The sequence below is a fragment of the Paenibacillus lacisoli genome, from assembly GCF_030580655.1.
In the GTDB taxonomy this organism is placed as follows: domain Bacteria; phylum Bacillota; class Bacilli; order Paenibacillales; family Paenibacillaceae; genus Paenibacillus; species Paenibacillus lacisoli.
Map to the genome: position 1 here is coordinate 23,253 of NZ_JAUQTB010000017.1, position 20,004 is coordinate 43,256.

Here is a 20,004-nt window from a genome sequence, read left to right on the forward strand (position 1 = left end):
CTTGTCGTTTGCGGCACAGACTAAAAAAGAACTGACGATGATCGAGAGCGAGCCCTGCTGCGAGAAGGCGGAGCTGTCTGCTCTGATCCGTATGCTCGGTTCGGTTCAGCTGTCGAACAAGAAGGTTATTTTGGACATATCCACAGAGAATGCCGCGATTGCAAGAAGGATCTACACCTTGATTAAGAAACACTTCCAGGTGCATACCGAGCTGCTCGTACGAAAAAAGATGCGTCTGAAAAAAAACAATGTCTATATCGTACGGATTCCAACCCGGGTGCAGGAAATTCTCAAAGACCTGTACATTGTATCGGAAGGTTTTTTGTTTAATGACGGGATTAATCAAGAGATTGTAAGGAAAAACTGTTGCAAGCGGGCTTATCTGCGTGGGGCATTTATGGCTGGTGGTTCGGTGAATAACCCGGAAGGCTCATCTTATCATCTCGAGATTGCTTCGATGTATGAAGAGCACTGCCAGGCCTTGGTTGAGCTCGCTAACGAGTTCAATCTGAATGCACGCTGTATCGAGCGCAAAAAGGGTTTTATTCTGTATATGAAGGAAGGCGAGAAGATCATCGAGCTGCTCAGTATTATCGGTGCACATCAGGCTTTGTTCAAGTTTGAGGATGTGCGGATTATGCGGGATATGCGGAATTCGGTGAACCGGATCGTCAACTGTGAAACGGCGAACCTGAACAAAACGATTGGTGCAGCAGTAAGACAGATCGAGAATATTAAGCTGCTTCAGCGGGAAGTAGGCCTGGAGACTCTGCCTGACAAGCTTCGGGAGGTTGCCGAGGTACGTCTTGCACATCCGGACATGAATCTTAAGGAAGTTGGCGAGCTGCTCAAGGGAACGGTCAGCAAGTCCGGTGTGAATCACCGGCTGCGCAAGATCGATGAGCTGGCTGATAAGATCCGCTCCGAGAATGGGGTTATTTCCTGATCATCGGGGGCCTGATACCGAACGGGACGGGATGTTTACTTTTTTCTTCTAGTTTCCGTCATGGTATAATGGTATAATGTGATAAATAAAATGTGTAAAGAATGTCCAGATTTCTGAAGAGGGGGTAATCTATTTCATGACAAAGCACCCGGTAGTTGTCCGTTTGAAGACGGGCCTGCATGCCAGACCTGCAGCCTTGTTCGTTCAGGAAGCCAATAAGTACTCTTCTGAAGTATTTGTAGAGAAGGACGACAAGAAAGTAAATGCGAAAAGCATCATGGGCATTATGAGCCTTGCTATCAGTTCCGGTACGGAAATCCAGATCAGTGCTGAAGGCGCGGATGCCGAACAGGCTGTAAACGCTTTAGTGAGCCTGGTTAGCAAAGAGGAACTCGAAAACCAATAAACAGCTGGTCTGCAGCAATACAGAAAAGTCCCTTCGGGGGCTTTTTTTGGTTTGCCGAAAATTTAGATCATTAGGCATTCGCTCTGCAACCTTTTGGATAACCTCCCGTCTAGTAAGTACAAACTGATAACAATCAAGTCTAGGGAGGCCAAGGGTATGAACAGAATGAGCAGAATGGCAGGAACAATACTGGTCGCAGGAACACTGCTTGTGGGAGGAACGGGAGTATCTGCACTGCTGGGCGGAACACCGGCTTACGCTGCAGAGCTGCAGGATGTACAACGTAATGTAATCAGCGTTTCAGGCAAGGGTGAGCTGAAGGTGAAGCCGGATATTGCATATCTGTCGATCGGCGTGCAGGCACAGGCGGAAACCGCAGCATCAGCACAAAAAGCGGTAGCGGCGAAGATGGCCAAAATTAATGACGCACTGAAAAATACATGGAAAATTTCTGGTGATGACATTCGGACGGATCAATTCTACGTACAGCCCAACTACACTTACAATGAGAAAGAAGGACAAAAGCTGAAGAGCTACACGGCCTACCACTCTCTGAGCGTGAATTACCGGGATCTAACCAAAGTGGGCCAGCTGCTGGATGCCGTCTCTGCTGCGGGTGCCAACAGTATTGGTAACGTAAAATTCTCTGTAGAGAACCCGGACCAGTACGAAGAGCAGGTCATTGCCAAAGCGATGGCGAATGCGGATATGAAAGCGGGCGCAATCGCTAAGGCGGCGAAACGCCAGTTAGGCATTGTGCTGAATGTGGATATGGGCAGCGCAGCAGTGCCTATTACTATGAGTGAGGCTAACATGAAAATGAGTTATGATACGGCCAGCTCCGCAGGCAGTGCGACACAGGCTCAGCCCGGTCAGGTCATCATCAGCACCTTGCTTAATGTTCAATATGAAATGAAATAAGCTGGATGAAGAGAAGTGTTCCGGAGGGCCGGAGCGCTTTTTTGTATCCCTTGATATAGCAAAAAAACTCAGCAAGCCGGCAATCCACCAAGCAATCAGCAGAGAGAAAATGGTTTAAGAATTGTCATAGGATCCCTGAAGAGGGTATCAATATTGTCAGCGGTTTGTTAATCATGACCGGATAAGAGTCTGTATAATTAGAACATGTGAGTACTAAGCGAAATTATCATTTAATATAATGCTTCCAGCCCAAAGGAGAGTTGAATTCATGAGAACATCAATGAAAAAGATCAGCACGGCCGTCCTCGCAGCCAGCGTTTTAACTACAGGATTCGGATTTTTAGAAAGTACACCTGCTTTCGCAGCGGCTGTACAACAGAGTGTGAAGCAGACACCAGTATCCCTATCATGGAACGGCAAGAAGCTGCAGGGTCAGGGGCTGCTGATTAACGGGACAACCTACATTCCGGTTACTGCACTGCGTGACGGACTCGGATGGAGACTGACTTATAATGCTGCAGAGAAATCCTACAATTTGGATGCAGGCAATCAGCAGTTGAGCTTGGATTACGGTGGATTGTTTATTAACCAATTTTATCTCAAAGAGTACGAGAGCAAGAATGTTAACGGCAGACTTTACGTTCCATTCGGTGCATTGAGAGATTACCTGGGGGTGCAGGGAAGCTGGAATGCGGCCCAAAAATCGCTGGCGATGTCTCCGTCCGTACAGAATGACATTCAAATCAAGCCGGCTCAGATCAAACAAAATGCCAAGAATGGTACGATCGAGCTTAATTACCCGCAGGTGAGCGGATTGACCTCTCCGGAGGCGGAGAAAAAAATCAATGATGCATTAAAGAAGCATGCAGAGAACGTGGCCGCCGATGCCCGCAAGCAGCTTGCGGAAGCAGGAGCACCCCGGGACGGCATGACTTATGATTTTGAGAGCATGTATCTGGTGACCTACAATAAGAATGGTGTGCTGAGCCTGCTGATGGAGGACTATGGTTTTACTGGCGGAGCTCATGGGATGACCTACCGTCAGGGTTATACATTTAACCTTAAAGACGGTTCCCAAATGAAACTGACCGATGTGATCGGTTCTTCACCAGCCACAATGGCTCTGCTGAACAAAGAAATTACCCTGCAATTCAAAAAAGGGGAGTATGCCGATCTAAACTTCGGAGAGTTCACGAAGCTCGATGCGGACCCGGATTTCTATGTTAACAACAACGGAATCGTGCTGTTCTTCCAGCTGTACGAATACACGCCATACGCAGCGGGTTTCCCTGAGTTCCCGTTCCAATTCAGCAGTGTGCTGCCAAAGGGCACGAAGCCATTCCCTGGGCTGCAGTAAAACAAAATAAAAAGCCGAATCGCTAAGCGATTCGGCTTTTTGTCTTTCAGCAATTATACGCCTTGAGGCGGCGTTTTCTCCAGCACTTGGTCTACGAGACCATAAGCTTTAGCTTCTTCAGCTGTCATGAAGTAGTCGCGGTCCGTATCTTTCTCGATGCGTTCCAATGGCTGGCCTGTACGTTCAGCCAAGATATGGTTCAGCTTGTCACGCATTTTGAGGATACGGCGGGCACGAATTTCGATGTCCGTCGCTTGACCTTGAGCGCCGCCCAGCGGCTGATGAATCATGATCTCACTGTTAGGCAGGGCAAAACGTTTGCCTTTGGCACCTGCATTCAACAGGAATGCACCCATCGATGCTGCCATACCTACACAGATGGTAGATACATCAGGTTTGATGAACTGCATGGTATCAAAAATCGCCATACCGGCTGTAATGGAACCGCCAGGGCTGTTAATATACAAATGAATGTCTTTTTCTGGATCTTCTGCTGCCAGGAAGAGCATCTGAGCGATGATGGAATTGGCCACCACGTCATTCACGTCACTTCCGAGGAAGATGATGCGGTCTTTCAGCAGTCTGGAGTAGATGTCATAAGCGCGTTCTCCACGGTTACTTTGTTCGACGACCATAGGAATATAGCTCACTTTAAAAAACCTCCCTTAAAATAGTTCGATGTACTTCAATTTAAAGGCGTTCTTCAGCCGTCAGGTGCAGCTTACACAGAACAGTTGAAAACACCCTGCATTAAAACTGTTACCGTATTACCCACATCATAAACAATTTCAAACAAAAAGTCAAAGAAAGTCAAACTTTTAGTGAAAAAAAAGAGCCCAAACGGGTCTCATTGGTTAAAACATTATAGAAGATGTTATTAATGGCGCGCCCGCGAGGAATCGAACCTCGATCTCAGGCTCCGGAGGCCTACGTCATATCCATTGGACCACGGGCGCGTATTCAAATATTGGACACAACGATGATTATAGAACATCCCTACATAAAAAGCAAGCATCCTTCTAATCAACGTTAAATTGGGTCTCATCGGTACATAAGCCAGCTGACTTTTTCCTTATTTAGAGGGATCATGCATATTCTTAAAGTTCATTGAGAAATATAGGGTCGGAACACTTGCATAAGAAGCCATTATTAGTTAAAATAACTGTGGGACTTAAAAAGTTAGCCCGGGACATTTTGAGGCCACCATTAATGAACATTAAACAAGAGAGACTAGGAATTAGAAGCCTGCAGGAGTGGAAAGCATGCGAAATATATTGGAAATACAGAAGCAGCTTCTGCCTGATCTCGTGGATGTTTTGAAAAAAAGGTACACCATACTGCACCAGATCCTGCTTTCCGATGTGATCGGGCGCAGAACACTGGCTGCTTCGCTCGATATGACCGAGAGGGTACTCCGAGCGGAGACGGACTTGTTGAAGGCCCAGGGCCTGATCGAGATTGAGAGTGTGGGTATGAGGATCAGCGAGGCAGGACGGGAATTGCTGGATCACCTCGATCCTATTGCCGGCGAGCTGTTCGGATTATCCGATCTGGAAGAGCAGATTAGCAAGGCTTACGGTCTGCGCAGAGTAGTGGTTGTTCCTGGTGATTGCGACAGTAATCCTCTTACCAAGCGGGAGCTTGGTCGTGCGGGTGCGAAGGCTCTGCTGAGCGTCATGAGTAATGATGATATCGTTGCTGTAACCGGAGGCACTACCATTGCGGAGGTTGCGGATCAATTAACCCTCCCGGCAGCAAGCAGTCCGATGAAGGGCGGCTGGTTCGTTCCAGCACGGGGCGGATTGGGAGAGAGCCTGGAAACACAGGCGAACACTATTGCATCCACCATGGCAAGGAAGGTAGGCGCCCAGTATCGGCTGCTTCATGTACCTGATCTGTTGAGCGAGCATGCGTATGAATCGCTCGTCCAGGACCAGACCATACAGGAGATTGTCCGGATTATCCGGGAATGCCGGATTATCGTTCACGGCATCGGGGACGCCATGGAGATGGCAAGACGCAGACGGCTCGATCCTGAAGCGGTGAAGCAGATCTCCAGGGATGGCGCGGTTGCCGAGTCATTCGGATACTATTTTAACGACCAGGGTATTGTAGTTCACAAAATGCTGACTCTCGGCTTACGGCTGGAGGATATTATGCGCACTGAAGTGGTCATCGGTATTGCCGGCGGCCGGAGCAAAGCGGCTTCCATTCATTCTGTTTTGCGTTTTGGTCATGAAGACATCCTCGTCACAGACGAAGCGGCAGCTAACGAAATTGTGAAGAACCTGGCCTGAACCCAAGCACTAATCTGGTTGTCATGACAAGTCTTATTGACTTGTTTTGAATAAATAACAAATATGATTACACCTTTAGGAGGAATTACGAATGAGTGTTAAAGTAGGTATTAACGGTTTTGGACGTATTGGTCGCCTGGCTTTCCGCCGTATTCAAGCGGTTGAAGGTATTGAAGTAGTAGCAATCAACGACTTGACAGACGCCAAAATGCTGGCTCATTTGCTCAAATATGATACAACTCAAGGTAAATTCGAAGGCGAAGTAGAAGTTCATGACGGCTTCTTCAAAGTTAACGGCAAAGAAGTTAAAGTTCTGGCTAACCGCAACCCTGAAGAGCTTCCTTGGGGCGAGCTTGGCGTAGACATCGTTCTGGAGTGCACAGGCTTCTTCACAACGAAGGAAGCTGCCGAGAAGCACCTGAAAGGTGGAGCTAAGAAAGTGGTTATCTCCGCTCCAGCTACAGGCGATATGAAAACCATCGTTTACAACGTAAACCATGACACACTGGACGGTACTGAAACAGTAATCTCCGGTGCATCTTGCACAACAAACTGCCTGGCTCCTATGGCAAAAACACTGAACGACAAGTTCGGGATCGTAGAAGGCTTGATGACTACAATCCACGCTTACACTGGCGACCAGAACACACTGGATGCTCCGCATGCTAAAGGCGACTTCCGTCGTGCCCGTGCAGCTGCTGAGAATATCATCCCTAACACAACTGGTGCTGCTAAAGCGATCGGTCTGGTTATCCCTGAACTGCAAGGCAAATTGGATGGCGCTGCACAGCGTGTTCCAGTTCCTACAGGTTCCCTGACTGAGCTGGTAACTGTTCTGGACAGGAAAGTAACTGCTGAAGAAATCAACGCAGCGATGAAAGAAGCTTCCGATCCAGATACTTATGGCTACACTGAAGACGAAATCGTATCTTCCGACATCAAAGGAATCACTTTCGGTTCCCTGTTCGATGCTACACAAACTAAAGTTCTGACTGTCGGCGACAAGCAGCTGGTTAAAACTGTAGCTTGGTACGACAACGAAATGTCCTACACTGCTCAATTGGTTCGTACTTTGGAGCACTTCGCTAAACTCGCGAAGTAATAGCACCCTGACAGCAGTATCATAGAGCGGAAACAGCCAAATTTGTTTCCGCTCTTTATCTATGATCGTGCTATCGGCCCTTCCGGCCACACAGCTTCATCACTTTATTTGGGTATGGAGGAACATGGAGATGAACAAAAAAAGTGTACGTGACATCGAATTAAACGGTAAAAAGGTATTCGTGCGTGTAGATTTTAACGTGCCGCTCGAAGACGGTAAAATTACGGATGATACGCGGATTCGTGAAACGCTGCCAACGATTAACTACCTGATCGAGAAAGGCGCGAAAGTCATTCTTGCAAGCCATATGGGCCGTCCGAAGGGTGAATTCGTTGATTCCCTGCGTCTGACACCTGCTGCAGAGCGTCTGTCCCAATTGCTGGGCAAACCTGTTGCGAAGGCAGACGAAGCGATCGGTGATGCGGTTAAAGCCCAGGTAGAAAAGCTGCAAAGCGGCGACGTATTGCTGCTTGAGAACGTTCGCTTCTACCCAGGCGAAGAGAAAAACGATCCTGAACTGGCAAAAGCTTTCGCTGAACTGGCTGACGTATTCGTGAACGACGCCTTCGGCGCTGCACACCGTGCACATGCTTCCACAGAAGGTATCGCTCATTATCTGCCAGCTGTATCCGGTCTGCTCATGGAGAAGGAATTGGCTGTTTTGGGCAAAGCGCTGTCTAACCCTGACCGTCCTTTCACAGCCATTATCGGCGGATCCAAGGTTAAGGACAAAATCGATGTAATCGATAACCTGCTGAACCTGGCAGACAACGTGATCATCGGCGGCGGTCTGTCCTACACTTTCTTGAAGGCTCAAGGTCATGAAGTAGGCCAATCCCTGCTGGATGAGTCCAAGCTGGACGTGGCACTCGGTTTCATTGAAAAAGCGAAGAAGCTGGGCAAAAACTTCTACCTGCCAGTTGATATCGTAGTATCTGATGATTTCAGTGCTACTGCAAACACTCAAATCGTGGGCATCGACGGCATTCCTTCGGATTGGGAAGGCGTGGATATCGGTCCAAAAACTCGTGAAATCTACGCTGAGGTCATCAAAAATTCCAAACTTGTGGTATGGAACGGACCTATGGGCGTATTCGAAATCGAGCCCTTCTCCAACGGTACACGCCAAGTGGCTGAAGCTTGTGCAACAACAGAAGCTTACACCATTATCGGTGGCGGTGACTCCGCGGCAGCAGCTGAGAAGTTCCACCTGGCTGACAAAATGGATCATATCTCCACTGGCGGCGGCGCTTCCCTGGAGTTCATGGAAGGTAAAGAACTGCCAGGCGTTGTAGCACTGAACGATAAGTAAGATCGAAGGAGTTGAACCGTATGAGAACACCAATTATTGCGGGCAACTGGAAAATGTTTAAGACGGTTCCGGAAGCCAAGGCATTTATCGAAGATATCAAAGGCAAAGCTGAAGTAGAAGGCGTGGAGAGTGTCATTTGTGCACCATTTACGAACCTGCCTGCTCTGGTTGAAGCTGTTAAAGGAACAAGCATCAAAATTGGTGCACAAAATCTGCACTTTGCTGAAGACGGCGCTTTTACCGGCGAAATCAGCGGACGTATGCTGGAAGACCTCGGTGTGAATTATGTAATCATCGGACATTCCGAGCGCCGCGAATATTTTGCCGAGAGCGACGAGACTGTGAACAAGAAGGTTCATGCTTCCTTCAGACACAATCTGGTGCCGATCGTATGCGTAGGCGAGAAGCTGGAAGAGCGTGAAGCGGACCAAACCAAAGATGTGGTTAAGGTTCAGACCGAAGCGGCATTCGCAGGTCTTGCTGCCGATCAGGCTGCCCGTGTAGTCATTGCCTATGAGCCAATCTGGGCGATCGGAACAGGCAAATCATCTACATCCGCAGATGCGAACGAAGTGATCTCTTATATCCGCAGTGTTGTAAAAGGTCTGTATGACGAGAATGTCAGTAATGCAGTACGCATTCAGTATGGCGGCAGTGTGAAGCCAGAGAATGTTGCTGAATACATGGGTCAAAGTGACATCGACGGCGCACTGGTTGGCGGTGCAAGCCTGCAGCCAGCTTCTTACATTGCGCTTGTTGAGGGGGCGAAGTAAGATGACTGCACCAAGACCTGTAGCCCTGATTATTATGGACGGTTTCGGGCTTCGTGAAGAAGTGGAAGGCAATGCGGTTGCACAGGCCAAGAAGCCCAACTATGACCGCTATATGAGCAAATACCCGCACTCCACGCTGACAGCGAGCGGAGAAGCGGTAGGCTTGCCGGATGGACAGATGGGCAACTCTGAAGTAGGCCATTTGAATATCGGCGCAGGCCGGATTGTGTATCAGGATCTGACCCGGATTTCGAAATCCATTCGTGACGGGGAGTTCTTCCAGAACGAGACCCTGCTTGAAGCCGTTCGTTCCGCGAAGAACACGGGCAAGAAGCTTCACTTGTACGGCCTTCTGTCTGACGGCGGCGTACATAGCCATATCGACCACTTGTTTGCGATGCTGGACATGGCTAAAACCGAAGGCCTGGACGAAGTTTACATTCATGCCTTCATGGATGGACGCGACGTGCTTCCGGATACTGGAAAAGCCTTCATGGAGAAGCTGCTTGCGAAGATCGACGAAGTCGGTATCGGTAAAGTAGCTACGGTTCAAGGCCGTTACTACGCGATGGACCGTGACAAGCGCTGGGAGCGTGTAGAGAAATCTTACCGCGCTATCGTATATGGTGACGGACCGCAGTATACGGATCCAATTACGGCTCTGACCGAGTCTTACGAGAAGTCGGTATTTGATGAGTTCGTAGAGCCTACAGTGATTGTGAAAGCAGATGGTACGCCAGTAGGTCTGGTGGAGAGCGGAGACTCTGTAGTCTTCCTGAACTTCCGCCCTGACCGTGCGATCCAGCTGTCCCAGGTATTCACGAACAGCGACTTCCGCGGCTTTGAACGTGGACCGAAGTTCCCGACAGGCCTGCATTTTGTCTGTCTGACGCTCTTCAGTGAGACGGTGGAAGGTTATGTAGCCTACAAGCCGAAGAACCTCGACAACACCTTTGGTGAAGTGCTGGTTCAGAACAACAAGAAGCAGCTGCGTATTGCCGAGACGGAGAAATACCCGCACGTAACGTTCTTCTTTAGCGGTGGCCGTGATGTTGAGCTTCCTGGTGAAACTCGTATTCTGATCAATTCGCCAAAAGTTGCTACTTACGATCTGCAGCCTGAGATGAGTGCTTACGAAGTGGCTGATGCCTGTGTCAAAGAAATTGAAGCAGAGAATCACGATGCGATCATTCTGAACTTCGCCAACCCGGACATGGTAGGGCACTCCGGCATGCTGGAGCCAACCATCAAGGCGGTAGAAGTGACGGATGAATGTGTCGGACGCGTAGTGGATGCCGTTGTCGCCAAAGGCGGCGTAGCCATCATTATCGCCGACCACGGTAACGCAGATATGGAATTTGATGAGCAGGGACGTCCATTCACAGCGCATACAACCAATCCGGTGCCATTCATCCTCACAGATGAGAATGTGGTGCTGCGTGATGGCGGTATTCTGGCTGACGTGGCTCCAACACTGCTTGACCTGATGCAGCTTCCGCAGCCTGCGGAAATGACGGGTCAGTCCATGATTGCATCCCGCAAGTGATTCGCTGTAAACTGGAACTAAACAGCATGTACAACAGACTGTCGTGCTCAAACATACATTTAAAGGAGATTTGTACAATGACTATTATTTCTGACGTGTACGCTCGCGAAGTCCTCGACTCCCGCGGCAACCCTACTATCGAAGTTGAAGTATATCTGGAGTCCGGCGCAATCGGCCGCGCTATTGTACCATCCGGTGCCTCCACAGGTGCCCACGAAGCGGTTGAGCTTCGCGATGGTGACAAATCCCGTTACCTGGGTAAAGGCGTTCTGAACGCAGTGAAGAATGTGAACGAAACGATCGCTCCAGAAGTGATCGGAATGGACGCGCTGGACCAGCTTGGTATCGACAAACTGATGATCGCTCTGGACGGAACACCTAACAAAGGCAAGCTGGGTGCGAATGCGATCCTGGCAGTTTCCATGGCAGTAGCACGCGCTGCTGCGGACGCTCTGGACCTGCCATTGTACGTATATCTTGGCGGATTCAACGCGAAGCAGCTGCCAGTTCCTATGATGAACATCGTAAACGGCGGCGAGCATGCGGACAACAACGTGGACGTACAAGAGTTCATGATCCTGCCAGTTGGCGCTCCATCCTTCAAAGAAGGTCTGCGTATGGGTGCGGAAATCTTCCACAACCTGAAATCTGTACTGAGCAGCAAAGGCCTGAGCACAGCTGTTGGCGACGAAGGCGGTTTTGCACCAAACTTCACTTCCAATGAGGATGCTTTGTCTTCCATCATGGAAGCTATCGAGAAAGCCGGCTACAAGCCAGGCGAAGATGTCCTGCTGGGTATGGACGTAGCTTCCACTGAATTCTACAAAGATGGTAAATACACTCTGGCAGGCGAAGGCAAATCCTTCACTTCCGCTGAGTTTGTTGATCTGCTGGCTTCTTGGGTTGATAAGTACCCAATCGTTACGATCGAAGACGGCTGCTCCGAAGACGACTGGGAAGGTTGGAAACTGCTCACTGAGAAACTGGGTGACAAAATCCAGCTGGTTGGTGACGACCTGTTCGTAACGAACACTGAGCGTCTGTCCAAAGGTATCGATGAAGGTATCGGTAACTCCATCTTGATCAAAGTGAACCAAATCGGTACGCTGACAGAAACATTCGACGCGATCGAAATGGCGAAACGTGCAGGCTACACTGCAGTCATCTCCCACCGTTCCGGTGAATCCGAAGACAGCACCATTGCTGACATCGCGGTTGCTACGAACGCAGGTCAGATCAAGACAGGTGCACCTTCCCGTACAGACCGTATTGCGAAGTATAACCAATTGCTTCGTATCGAAGATCAACTGGGTGAACTGGCTCAATACAAAGGTCTTCAATCCTTCTACAACCTCAAAAAATAAGATGCCTCTGGCATCCGGGCAGGCCGTTCGATGGCCTGCCTTTTTTTGTGCTTCATACAGTAATGATTGTGTTCGCCATAGGCGTGTGTTACAATAAAAATACTGTTTATGTACGAGCGGATTGATTTTTCTGCAGTGAATGTGTATATAAACGAAGTGATGATTTCGCTTGGGAGGTGGAATTCTTGGATATGTTTTTGAAAATACTGCTCGTGATCTTCTCGGTCGCTTTGATCGTTGTTGTCCTTCTGCAGAAGGGGAAAAGTGCGGGTCTCTCCGGTGCCATCTCCGGTGGAGCGGAACATCTCTTCGGTAAGACGAAGGCACGCGGTATGGACCTTGTCCTGCAGCGTACTACGGTTGTTATAGCTGCACTCTTTATGATTACTGCGATTCTTGTTGCTGTTTTTGCTTAATACGTTTGGGTATACCCATGAAAAGAGCCTTCGTTTCCTGGAAACGGAGGCTCTTTTTTAATAACTTGGATTGGTAGTCTTATCCAACTAGGGCATCAGGACAAAGTACGGGCCTTGACGCATTGGACCAGCTCACTCATCTCGCGGTAATGATGGATGATCTTATTGATTTCCTGGTTGTTAAACTCCATGTCTTGTTTGATCGCTTCCAGATTACTTGTGCTTAAGACGGCGGCGTTCGAGATATTGCTAAGCTCCACGGAGACCCGCATGTAATGGGCATGAACCTTGTGAAAAGAATTTTCCATCTGGACAGCCTGGCATTCAGCTTGTGCATGGTGACTGGCCAGCTGCTGAAGCTGTTCCTTCATGCGGAGCACCTCGTCAAACGCAGTTTGCAGTACGTCATTTCCTCGATGCAGGTACAGGTCGCTTTCATACAAGGAAGATGGCCCCTCCTTTCCGCCAAATTCGGCAGCCCATCGGTTAGAGTTCCTTGTCCATCCGATTAATGTCTGGCGGGAGCGGCTGAGCAGGTAAAGTGTCTGCTGTACACGCTCCTCAATTAAATGCAGATTCCGCTGACTCTCATGTCCGAGCTCGGAAGCAAGCTTGTACGAGTCCCGCAGGCGGGTGTAGTGGTCAATCAACTCATAGAAGTGATGTCCTGTGCCGCGGATGGCATCGTCCATATCCACTGCGCTCGCCTGTTCGGAGATAGCAGAAGTCAAGCTGTTGAAGGAGGAGAAGATTTGATCGGAAGCCCTGCCTGCCAGGAGGACACGCTCCTGAAGATTCCGGCTGAGATGATACAGGTTTTCCACAGAAACTTTGAGATTCTCCACCAGTGCTTCGCTGGTCAAATGCAGATTTAGATTTTCCTTCTGCTTGTTCCAGATCCGCTGCTGAACTCTTGCATGTTCGTATGCCGATGTACCGAGCACCAGGGAGAGACAGAGATGAATCAGACCGAAGTAGTTGGGGGAAATCTCCCCAAGAATGTTGTCGTGTAGATTGGGCAGCCATGCCAGGCTGTAGGTGACCATCATGTTAAGAGCCCCTGTGAGCAGAATCGGCTTGTAGTTCATAGAGAGTGTGAGAACAGCGGTGTTCACAAAGGTGAGCAGATACAGAAGAAGGGCATGCTGGTTCTGGCAGGAGATCGACAAGAACAGGACGAGGGTCAAGACCACGGCGGTCAGGTAGCTGACACAGGGACGGCCCTTTCTCTGGTAGGTCAGGAAGGTGACCACAGAGCATCCTATTGCAAAAATTGAAGCTAAAATAAGGGTGTACGAGGTAACTGTGCTTTGCATCAGATTAGCCAGAACGGCTAAGAGGGTAACGCCCCATGCAAGTTTAATCAAAAGTTTGTTGCGATGGTCTGTGAACGATTGAGCACTTTCCATATTTCCACCTTTCTCTGTCATAAGGATAGCAGGTCTAACAATTCTGGCTAAGCCGCTGTTTTTCCTGCTGTTTTGAGCAATTTCCGAACATTTTAATTAAAATGGTGCTGAGGTAACGAAGTTAGCATAAATAAGACAAATTCTGAGTCTGGAAAAACAGACCTGTATAACTATTCATTTTCATGGAAAATGATTATTTAGGAAGCGAAGGATGTCCGGGATTAAATTCGTGTATACTAGGGTATGAGTATACTAGGAAATGGGAGGATTCGATCCTTTTTTTACAAAATAAAAACGGTGTGGGTATACACATCTATAATAGAGCTGAAGATTATTTTCAGTCGCCCGAGGTGAAATGAAGATGACAACCAAACAAGAATTATTGGAGTTTATGCGGGAAACTGCTTATAAACCGATGACATATCAGGAACTGGAGCAGCATTTCGGGATCGATGATGCGGCAGAGTTCAAGGAATTTCTGAAATTGCTGAACAGCATGGAGGAGGAAGGCAGTATCATCCTGACGCGTACGAACCGTTACGGGGTTCCAGAGCGTATGGATCTGGTTCGCGGCCGGCTGCAGAGTCATGCGAAGGGATTCGCTTTTCTGATTCCGGAAGACCGGGAGCATCCCGACGTCTACATTAATGCCAATGACCTAAAGGGGGCCATGAACGGGGATACGGTGCTCGTGAAGGTGACCTCTCAAGGTCCTTCCGGCGGCCGTCTGGAAGGTGAGGTTGTGCGGATTGCCAAGCGGGCGGTGCTGCAGGTAGTAGGGGTGTTCCAGAGCCATGAGGTCTATGGTTTCGTGCTGCCGGATGACAAGCGGATCAACCGCGATATTTTTATCCCGCGTACAGGCTTCAATGGCGCCGTGAACGGGGAGAAGGTCGTTGTACGCATCGTCAGCTACCCGGAAGGGCGCGCCGCGGCTGAAGGTGAAGTGATCGAGATTCTTGGTCATAAGGATGATCCGGGTATTGATATTTTATCCGTGATCCGTAAACATCAGCTGCCGGAGCATTTCCCCGAAGATGTTATGGAAGAAGCGGAGCAGGCACCGGATTCCATTACAGAAGAGGAAATTGTACAGCAGGGCCGCCGGGATCTGCGCGGTAAAAATATCGTGACGATCGATGGTGAAGATGCCAAAGACCTTGATGATGCCGTTAACGTAGAGCGTCTGCCGAACGGGCATTATCGCCTGGGTGTTCATATCGCCGACGTTGGTTACTATGTGCGGGAGAATTCCAAGCTGGATCAGGAAGCATATAATCGGGGATGCAGTGTTTACCTGGTCGACCGGGTTATTCCGATGCTGCCGCACCGCCTGTCCAATGGCATTTGTTCCCTGAACCCGCAGGTGGATCGTTTAACGCTGTCCTGTGAGATGGAATTCAATGAGCAGATGAAGGTTGTGAAGCACGATATCTTCACCAGTGTGATCAAGACCAAGGAGCGGATGACATATAATAATGTTCGCAAAATCCTTGAAGGCGAAGAGCCGGAGCTGCTGGAGCGCTACAAGGATCTGGTCGATGACTTCCAGCTGATGAAGGAGCTGGCGCTGAAGCTGCGGAATAACCGGATGCGCCGGGGAGCGGTGGACTTTGATTTTGACGAAGCCAAGGTCATTGTGGATGAGAATGGCAAGCCAACGGATATTGTCAAGAGACAGCGTACGATTGCTGAGCAGATTATTGAGGAATTCATGCTGGCGGCGAACGAGACCGTGGCCGAGCATTTCCACTGGCTGAAGGTTCCGTTCATCTACCGGATCCATGAGGACCCGGATCAGGAGAAGCTGCAGAACTTTATGGCGTTCGCAGCTAACTTCGGCCATCATATCAAAGGCCGCGGCAATTCAGTGCATCCGCGTGCACTGCAGACTCTGCTGGAAGAGATTCAGGGAACCAAGGAGCAGACGGTCATCAGTACGATGATGCTGCGTTCCATGAAGCAGGCGAAGTATGACTCCGAGTCCACAGGCCACTTTGGCCTGGCGGCTGAGTATTACTCCCACTTTACTTCTCCGATTCGCCGTTACCCGGACCTCGTCATTCACCGTGTGATCCGGGAAGTTATCGAGAACGGCGGCGCCCTGAAGCCGGAGCGCCAAGAGTACCTGACTTCACGGATGCAGGATATCGCCCAGCAGTCCTCCGAGCGTGAACGTGTAGCGGTGGATGCAGAGCGGGATACTGAGCAGATGAAGAAAGCTGAGTTCATGCTGGACAAGGTCGGCGAAGAATTCGACGGCATCATCAGCAGCGTGACCGGGTTCGGGATGTTCATCGAACTGGAGAACACGGTGGAGGGCCTGATTCGTCTAAGCGCTCTGAATGACGACTACTATCACTTCGATGAGCGCCATATGGCACTGATCGGGGAGCGGACGTCGAGAGTATACCGCATCGGCGATGAGATCAAGATTCGTGTGGCCCGGGTCAACATGGATGACCACACGATCGATTTCGAGCTGCTGGATGCGAAGCCGCGCCGTGAGGGTGGCGGCCGTCCGCGCAGCGCGGGTGCAAGCCGCGAAGGCGGAGCCCGCGGCAAGGGCGGCGGCGGCCGGGAGCAGGGCGGCCGCGGTAAAGGCAGCCGCAGCGGCGAGGCACGCGGCGGCAAGAACGGCGGCGGCCGTGGCGGCCGGCCGGGTGGTTCTGCTGGCGGCAGCGAGGCGCCAGCAGTTGGAAGAACCGCCGCGGGCAGCGGTGGCGGCGGTTTCGGGTTTGGCTCCGGCAAGGGCGGCTACAGCTCGCCGGTCGAGAGCTCCAAAGGCGGCGCGCCAGGCAAGCGCCGCAAGAACACGTCCGCGAGCGGCATCTTCATTGGCGAAGCGGCAACGCCGGGCAATGATGTGACCGGCGGTCGTCCGGCCCGCAAGCGGAAGAGCAAGGGCAAAGGCAGCGCAGGCAATGGCACAGCAGCGTTCGTGCGCAAGAAGAAGAAATAAGCTGCCTGGAGAAGTTGGCTGACGCATAGACGAACAGACCAGGATGCCAGCTTGAGATCATGGCGGTATCGCTCCCTGTTGGAGCGGGCCGCCATTTTTAATGGGCATGATAGTACAGTTTAGGGTGTGGTGTATAGTCTGCTGCGGCGGGCCCTGTTGTTTGATTCTTACCATGAACGGGTAAGCTATTGACGTGGAAGGAGCGGCTTAAGCTGTTTTTTCCGCGCGATTGCCCCTTAGACACCGTTGGATTCCTTGCTTTTGCCGATGCTGATTTGTTACAATTAACTTCTAGTTCGTATGAGATTGGGGTGAGGTTCATGGGGAAAAAAGCAGACGGGAAAGTTCTCGCCCAGAATAAGAAGGCTTCCCATGATTATTTTATCGAGGACACCTACGAGGCAGGGATGGTGCTGACCGGTACGGAGATCAAATCACTGCGCAACGGGCGTGCGAATATTGGGGATGCGTTCTCCACGATCCGTAATGGTGAGGTCTTTGTCCATAATATGCACATCAGCCCGTTCGAACAGGGCAACCGGAGCAATCCGGAAGACCCGACGCGTACGCGCAAGCTGCTGCTTCATAAGGAGCAGATCCGCAAGCTGTACGGCCTGGCCAAACAGGAAGGCTATACAATTGTGCCGCTGAAAGTGTATGTGCGCAATGGTTATGCCAAGCTGCTGCTCGGTCTCGGCCGGGGTAAGAAACAGTACGACAAGCGTGAATCCGCTGCGAAGCGGGATGCACAGCGTGATATCCAGCGTGCACTGCGCGAGAAGCAGAAGATCGCCAGATAATCCGTTTCAGGTTAGAGGGCAGCGGGTATAAAGGATGTACGTAGTGGGATAGTGGCTGCTTTTTATCCTGCAAAGGAAGACAGCGGCTGGCAAGGAGATTCCTGCCTGATCTGGCTGCGATATATACTGTGCGTATATATCATTCTGCTGCATGATATGCTATACTATGAATGTAACAACGATTCAGCTGCTGAGTTGGATCGCTGTTCAGATATTGCTTCTTAACATCCTTTCATGGAGGAAGGATGCGGAAATAGGTTCTGTTGCGCTTATGCTCCTCAGATCCGTACTAATCCGGGAGGCCCTTTTATATTAAGGGGGCGTTTATGGATTCGACGGGGGTAGTTCGAGCATGAGTAGCGGGTAGTGGGGACGCGTCCACTTCATCAACGCTAAAGCCTATTAAATGGCAAACAACAAAACAACTACGCTTTCGCAGCTTAATAACCTGTGAGCGTGCTCTCGCTCTGTATCGCCCATGTACCGGGATGAGGGCTCAACTTTAGTGGGATATGCTGTCTAGTCTCCGCCTGGGGCTAGCTGAAGAAGACAATCAGGCTGACCCAACGTAGAGCCGGTTACGGGGCGCTACTCGGGTGACATCAAAACTGTGACTACACCCGTAGAAGCTTATGTGTCGTTATCTTCGGACAGGGGTTCGACTCCCCTCGCCTCCATACGTAAGGAGGGTGTCCCAAAAGTCATGATAGATGACTGAGGGACACCCTCTTTTCATTTCGTCAAAAGAAACCACTCTTCTGGTAAAATGGAGGACTACCCAACCATAAACCAAAAGGTGACGGTTTAATTAGTATTTTTTAGCTCAAAAATAGTTGCCTCTGATAACAAGATAGCCTTTTGTTTAGGCTATATGGATATGTCATTTCAACATTTCCACAAGCCGATGCTAGCATCAACATTATCATCATACAAACCAATAATATTTTTTTCATATTCCACACTCTTTTTTATTTTTTTGATTATGTCACAATCTCTTCACATATCACATTGCTATTTACTGCGTTAAATTTTTTAAAGGCTGTTGCCGAATTTGCTCACTTTCCGCTCCATCCGAACCATCCCGTTCATTAAATTTCCGCCATATCATCTTATTCAACCGTTATAACAATAATACAGTCAATAAGGTTGTAATTTAAACTATGGGGCTTAAGTTTTTAAACCACTGGGATACGATGTCTAGTCTCCGCCTGTGGCTAGCTGAAGAAGACAATCAGGCTGACCCAACGTAAAGCCGGTTACGGGGCGATAGGGTATCGCTTACGATGCCAGCATTGCTTGCAATGCTTTAGGGTGACAACAGAACTGTGTGACTACACAGAAACCTATGTGGCGTTGCCTATACATAAAACCCCGCTCACTGAGCGGGGTTTTTGCTTAAGATAATCAGAAATTATAAAATGCTGTCTGTCTTTTTTGAGATTAAGACGATAGACGTTTTCTTATCGCACCTTTCTGCTATGATGCTGAATCAGAGCTTTAAGCTCGTGAAATTCATATTTATGGTTTACCATATCCACAACAAAATCCTCAGCCTTTTTGTGATCCATAATGAAATGGTAACCGTTAATTTTCAAAAAGATAACAAGAGCCGTAAAGGCGGTTCTTTTGTTTGCATTATGAAAGGGGTGATTCTGCCCTAATGATTGAAATAAAGCAGCCGACTTTTCGAATAAGGAAGGGTAAGCCTCCTCACCAAAAGCCGACGATTGCGGACGAGTTACAGCAGATTCTAATAGACCGCTATCTTTGACTCCGATATGTTCTCCAGGACTGTATTTTTGTATCATAGCGACATTGATTGCGACGACCTCTTGGACGGTTAAATAACGGATTTCCATCTCAACGATCCTTTAGACCCTTTAATGTCTCATCATACTGGTCCATGACTTGTGACAATGTATCGAGGAAATCAGAACTTATCCCAGCAGGTAAAACAATTTTATTGGTTTTGCGAATAATAATTTCTCCATCAGATTCTTTCACATCGATATGCACTGTATCTCCAAGGCCAAGACCAATTTGCTTCAACGCTTCGGTCATTGTAATACCGAGGCTATTACCGAATTTTGTTACCTTTCGTTCCATTTCAATCACCTTTCCCATTCATATCTCTCCTTATTATACTATTCAACCGTTATTACAATTATACATTCATTGGAACACTAATAAAACTAGGAAAAGATGCAGACCTCCCTTTCAGGTAAGAACTAAAAAGCCGTAGAAGCTTATGTGGCGTTTGTCTTCGGACAGAGTTTCAACTTCTCTCGCCTCCATACATGCCAGCAAAGACATCACCTTTAGAGGTGAACTTTTTGCGTTAGTAGATAGGATGAAACATAAATAATTTAAAAGATTATTTTTAAGCTCTTGCT

At 49.2% G+C, this 20,004-nt stretch carries 17 protein-coding genes, 1 tRNA gene and 1 other RNA gene; 14 read left to right on the forward strand and 5 right to left on the reverse strand.

All coding sequences use genetic code 11. The annotated features are described in order from the left end of the window. Position 1: 1 nt before the first annotated feature. From whiA to Q5741_RS19250, 4 genes are all read left to right on the forward strand, one after another. Entirely contained in the window at positions 2 to 946 is a 945-nt protein-coding gene (whiA, locus tag Q5741_RS19235) for a DNA-binding protein WhiA (protein WP_305025735.1), read from the forward strand. 136 nt (positions 947 to 1,082) lie between these two features. Beyond that, positions 1,083 to 1,352 (forward strand): HPr family phosphocarrier protein, encoded by a 270-nt coding sequence (locus Q5741_RS19240; protein WP_305025736.1) that lies wholly within the window; start codon positions 1,083 to 1,085, stop codon positions 1,350 to 1,352. A 156-nt stretch (positions 1,353 to 1,508) separates the two neighbouring features. Continuing rightward, positions 1,509 to 2,273 (forward strand): SIMPL domain-containing protein, encoded by a 765-nt coding sequence (locus tag Q5741_RS19245; protein ID WP_305025737.1) that lies wholly within the window; start codon positions 1,509 to 1,511, stop codon positions 2,271 to 2,273. Positions 2,274 to 2,541: 268 nt separating this feature from the next. Beyond that, positions 2,542 to 3,630, forward strand: a complete 1,089-nt coding sequence (locus tag Q5741_RS19250) for a PdaC/SigV domain-containing protein (RefSeq protein WP_305025738.1) — start codon at positions 2,542 to 2,544, stop codon at positions 3,628 to 3,630. Positions 3,631 to 3,683: 53 nt separating this feature from the next. Here the strand turns inward: Q5741_RS19250 and clpP are convergent, their stop codons facing one another. Then, positions 3,684 to 4,280: an ATP-dependent Clp endopeptidase proteolytic subunit ClpP gene (gene clpP, locus Q5741_RS19255; RefSeq protein ID WP_305025739.1), complete on the reverse strand. Its 597-nt coding sequence runs from the start codon at positions 4,278 to 4,280 to the stop codon at positions 3,684 to 3,686. Between the two features lie 231 nt (positions 4,281 to 4,511). Further along, a tRNA-Arg gene (locus tag Q5741_RS19260) sits at positions 4,512 to 4,586 on the reverse strand. Positions 4,587 to 4,892: 306 nt separating this feature from the next. Here Q5741_RS19260 and Q5741_RS19265 point away from each other — a divergent pair. The 7 genes from Q5741_RS19265 to secG all read left to right on the forward strand — a co-directional run bounded on the left by Q5741_RS19265 (position 4,893) and on the right by secG (position 12,440). After that, on the forward strand, positions 4,893 to 5,927 hold the full coding sequence (locus Q5741_RS19265; RefSeq protein ID WP_305025741.1) for a sugar-binding transcriptional regulator: 1,035 nt from the start codon (positions 4,893 to 4,895) through the stop codon (positions 5,925 to 5,927). A gap of 91 nt (positions 5,928 to 6,018) precedes the next feature. Next, the gene (gene gap / locus Q5741_RS19270; protein ID WP_305025742.1) at positions 6,019 to 7,029 is read left to right on the forward strand and encodes a type I glyceraldehyde-3-phosphate dehydrogenase; all 1,011 of its coding nucleotides are present in this window, start codon (positions 6,019 to 6,021) and stop codon (positions 7,027 to 7,029) included. A gap of 130 nt (positions 7,030 to 7,159) precedes the next feature. Next, a complete protein-coding gene (locus Q5741_RS19275) occupies positions 7,160 to 8,341 on the forward strand; it encodes a phosphoglycerate kinase (protein ID WP_305025743.1) in 1,182 nt (393 codons plus the stop codon). A 20-nt stretch (positions 8,342 to 8,361) separates the two neighbouring features. After that, entirely contained in the window at positions 8,362 to 9,114 is a 753-nt protein-coding gene (gene tpiA, locus Q5741_RS19280; protein WP_305025744.1) for a triose-phosphate isomerase, read from the forward strand. Between the two features lies 1 nt (position 9,115). Further along, positions 9,116 to 10,660 (forward strand): 2,3-bisphosphoglycerate-independent phosphoglycerate mutase, encoded by a 1,545-nt coding sequence (gpmI, locus tag Q5741_RS19285; protein WP_305025745.1) that lies wholly within the window; start codon positions 9,116 to 9,118, stop codon positions 10,658 to 10,660. Between the two features lie 77 nt (positions 10,661 to 10,737). Continuing rightward, positions 10,738 to 12,024, forward strand: coding sequence for a phosphopyruvate hydratase (gene eno, locus Q5741_RS19290; RefSeq protein WP_305025746.1), 1,287 nt, complete (start codon positions 10,738 to 10,740; stop codon positions 12,022 to 12,024). Positions 12,025 to 12,209: 185 nt separating this feature from the next. Further along, complete coding sequence (secG, locus tag Q5741_RS19295) at positions 12,210 to 12,440, forward strand: preprotein translocase subunit SecG (protein WP_305025747.1); 231 nt, start codon at positions 12,210 to 12,212, stop codon at positions 12,438 to 12,440. Between the two features lie 95 nt (positions 12,441 to 12,535). On the opposite strand, the gene Q5741_RS19300 is transcribed toward secG, so the two are convergent. Beyond that, complete coding sequence (locus Q5741_RS19300; protein WP_305025748.1) at positions 12,536 to 13,870, reverse strand: hypothetical protein; 1,335 nt, start codon at positions 13,868 to 13,870, stop codon at positions 12,536 to 12,538. Positions 13,871 to 14,210: 340 nt separating this feature from the next. On the opposite strand from Q5741_RS19300, the gene rnr reads away from it, so the two are divergent. The 3 genes from rnr to ssrA all read left to right on the forward strand — a co-directional run bounded on the left by rnr (position 14,211) and on the right by ssrA (position 18,291). Beyond that, positions 14,211 to 16,811: a ribonuclease R gene (gene rnr, locus Q5741_RS19305; protein ID WP_305025749.1), complete on the forward strand. Its 2,601-nt coding sequence runs from the start codon at positions 14,211 to 14,213 to the stop codon at positions 16,809 to 16,811. 320 nt (positions 16,812 to 17,131) lie between these two features. After that, the gene (gene smpB / locus Q5741_RS19310) at positions 17,132 to 17,611 is read left to right on the forward strand and encodes an SsrA-binding protein SmpB (protein WP_305025750.1); all 480 of its coding nucleotides are present in this window, start codon (positions 17,132 to 17,134) and stop codon (positions 17,609 to 17,611) included. A gap of 316 nt (positions 17,612 to 17,927) precedes the next feature. Next, positions 17,928 to 18,291, forward strand: a transfer-messenger RNA (tmRNA) gene (gene ssrA, locus Q5741_RS19315). Positions 18,292 to 19,071: 780 nt separating this feature from the next. Here ssrA and Q5741_RS19320 read toward each other — a convergent pair. Both Q5741_RS19320 and Q5741_RS19325 read right to left on the reverse strand, forming a co-directional pair. Next, on the reverse strand, positions 19,072 to 19,470 hold the full coding sequence (locus Q5741_RS19320; protein ID WP_305025751.1) for a type II toxin-antitoxin system death-on-curing family toxin: 399 nt from the start codon (positions 19,468 to 19,470) through the stop codon (positions 19,072 to 19,074). Between the two features lies 1 nt (position 19,471). Continuing rightward, the gene (locus Q5741_RS19325; RefSeq protein ID WP_305025752.1) at positions 19,472 to 19,735 is read right to left on the reverse strand and encodes an AbrB/MazE/SpoVT family DNA-binding domain-containing protein; all 264 of its coding nucleotides are present in this window, start codon (positions 19,733 to 19,735) and stop codon (positions 19,472 to 19,474) included. Between the last annotated feature and the right edge of the window lie 269 nt (positions 19,736 to 20,004).

What these genes read in the sequence shown, in the direction of transcription:
- Q5741_RS19240 (WP_305025736.1), top strand. Translation starts at nt 1,083, where the DNA reads ATGACAAAGCACCCGGTAGTTGTCCGTTTGAAGACGGGCCTGCATGCC.
- Q5741_RS19245 (WP_305025737.1), top strand. Translation starts at nt 1,509, where the DNA reads ATGAACAGAATGAGCAGAATGGCAGGAACAATACTGGTCGCAGGAACA.
- Q5741_RS19250 (WP_305025738.1), top strand. Translation starts at nt 2,542, where the DNA reads ATGAGAACATCAATGAAAAAGATCAGCACGGCCGTCCTCGCAGCCAGC.
- Q5741_RS19265 (WP_305025741.1), top strand. Translation starts at nt 4,893, where the DNA reads ATGCGAAATATATTGGAAATACAGAAGCAGCTTCTGCCTGATCTCGTG.
- gap (WP_305025742.1), top strand. Translation starts at nt 6,019, where the DNA reads ATGAGTGTTAAAGTAGGTATTAACGGTTTTGGACGTATTGGTCGCCTG.
- Q5741_RS19275 (WP_305025743.1), top strand. Translation starts at nt 7,160, where the DNA reads ATGAACAAAAAAAGTGTACGTGACATCGAATTAAACGGTAAAAAGGTA.
- tpiA (WP_305025744.1), top strand. Translation starts at nt 8,362, where the DNA reads ATGAGAACACCAATTATTGCGGGCAACTGGAAAATGTTTAAGACGGTT.
- gpmI (WP_305025745.1), top strand. Translation starts at nt 9,116, where the DNA reads ATGACTGCACCAAGACCTGTAGCCCTGATTATTATGGACGGTTTCGGG.
- eno (WP_305025746.1), top strand. Translation starts at nt 10,738, where the DNA reads ATGACTATTATTTCTGACGTGTACGCTCGCGAAGTCCTCGACTCCCGC.
- Q5741_RS19300 (WP_305025748.1), bottom strand. Translation starts at nt 13,870, where the DNA reads ATGACAGAGAAAGGTGGAAATATGGAAAGTGCTCAATCGTTCACAGAC.
- rnr (WP_305025749.1), top strand. Translation starts at nt 14,211, where the DNA reads ATGACAACCAAACAAGAATTATTGGAGTTTATGCGGGAAACTGCTTAT.
- smpB (WP_305025750.1), top strand. Translation starts at nt 17,132, where the DNA reads ATGGGGAAAAAAGCAGACGGGAAAGTTCTCGCCCAGAATAAGAAGGCT.
- Q5741_RS19320 (WP_305025751.1), bottom strand. Translation starts at nt 19,470, where the DNA reads ATGGAAATCCGTTATTTAACCGTCCAAGAGGTCGTCGCAATCAATGTC.
- Q5741_RS19325 (WP_305025752.1), bottom strand. Translation starts at nt 19,735, where the DNA reads ATGGGAAAGGTGATTGAAATGGAACGAAAGGTAACAAAATTCGGTAAT.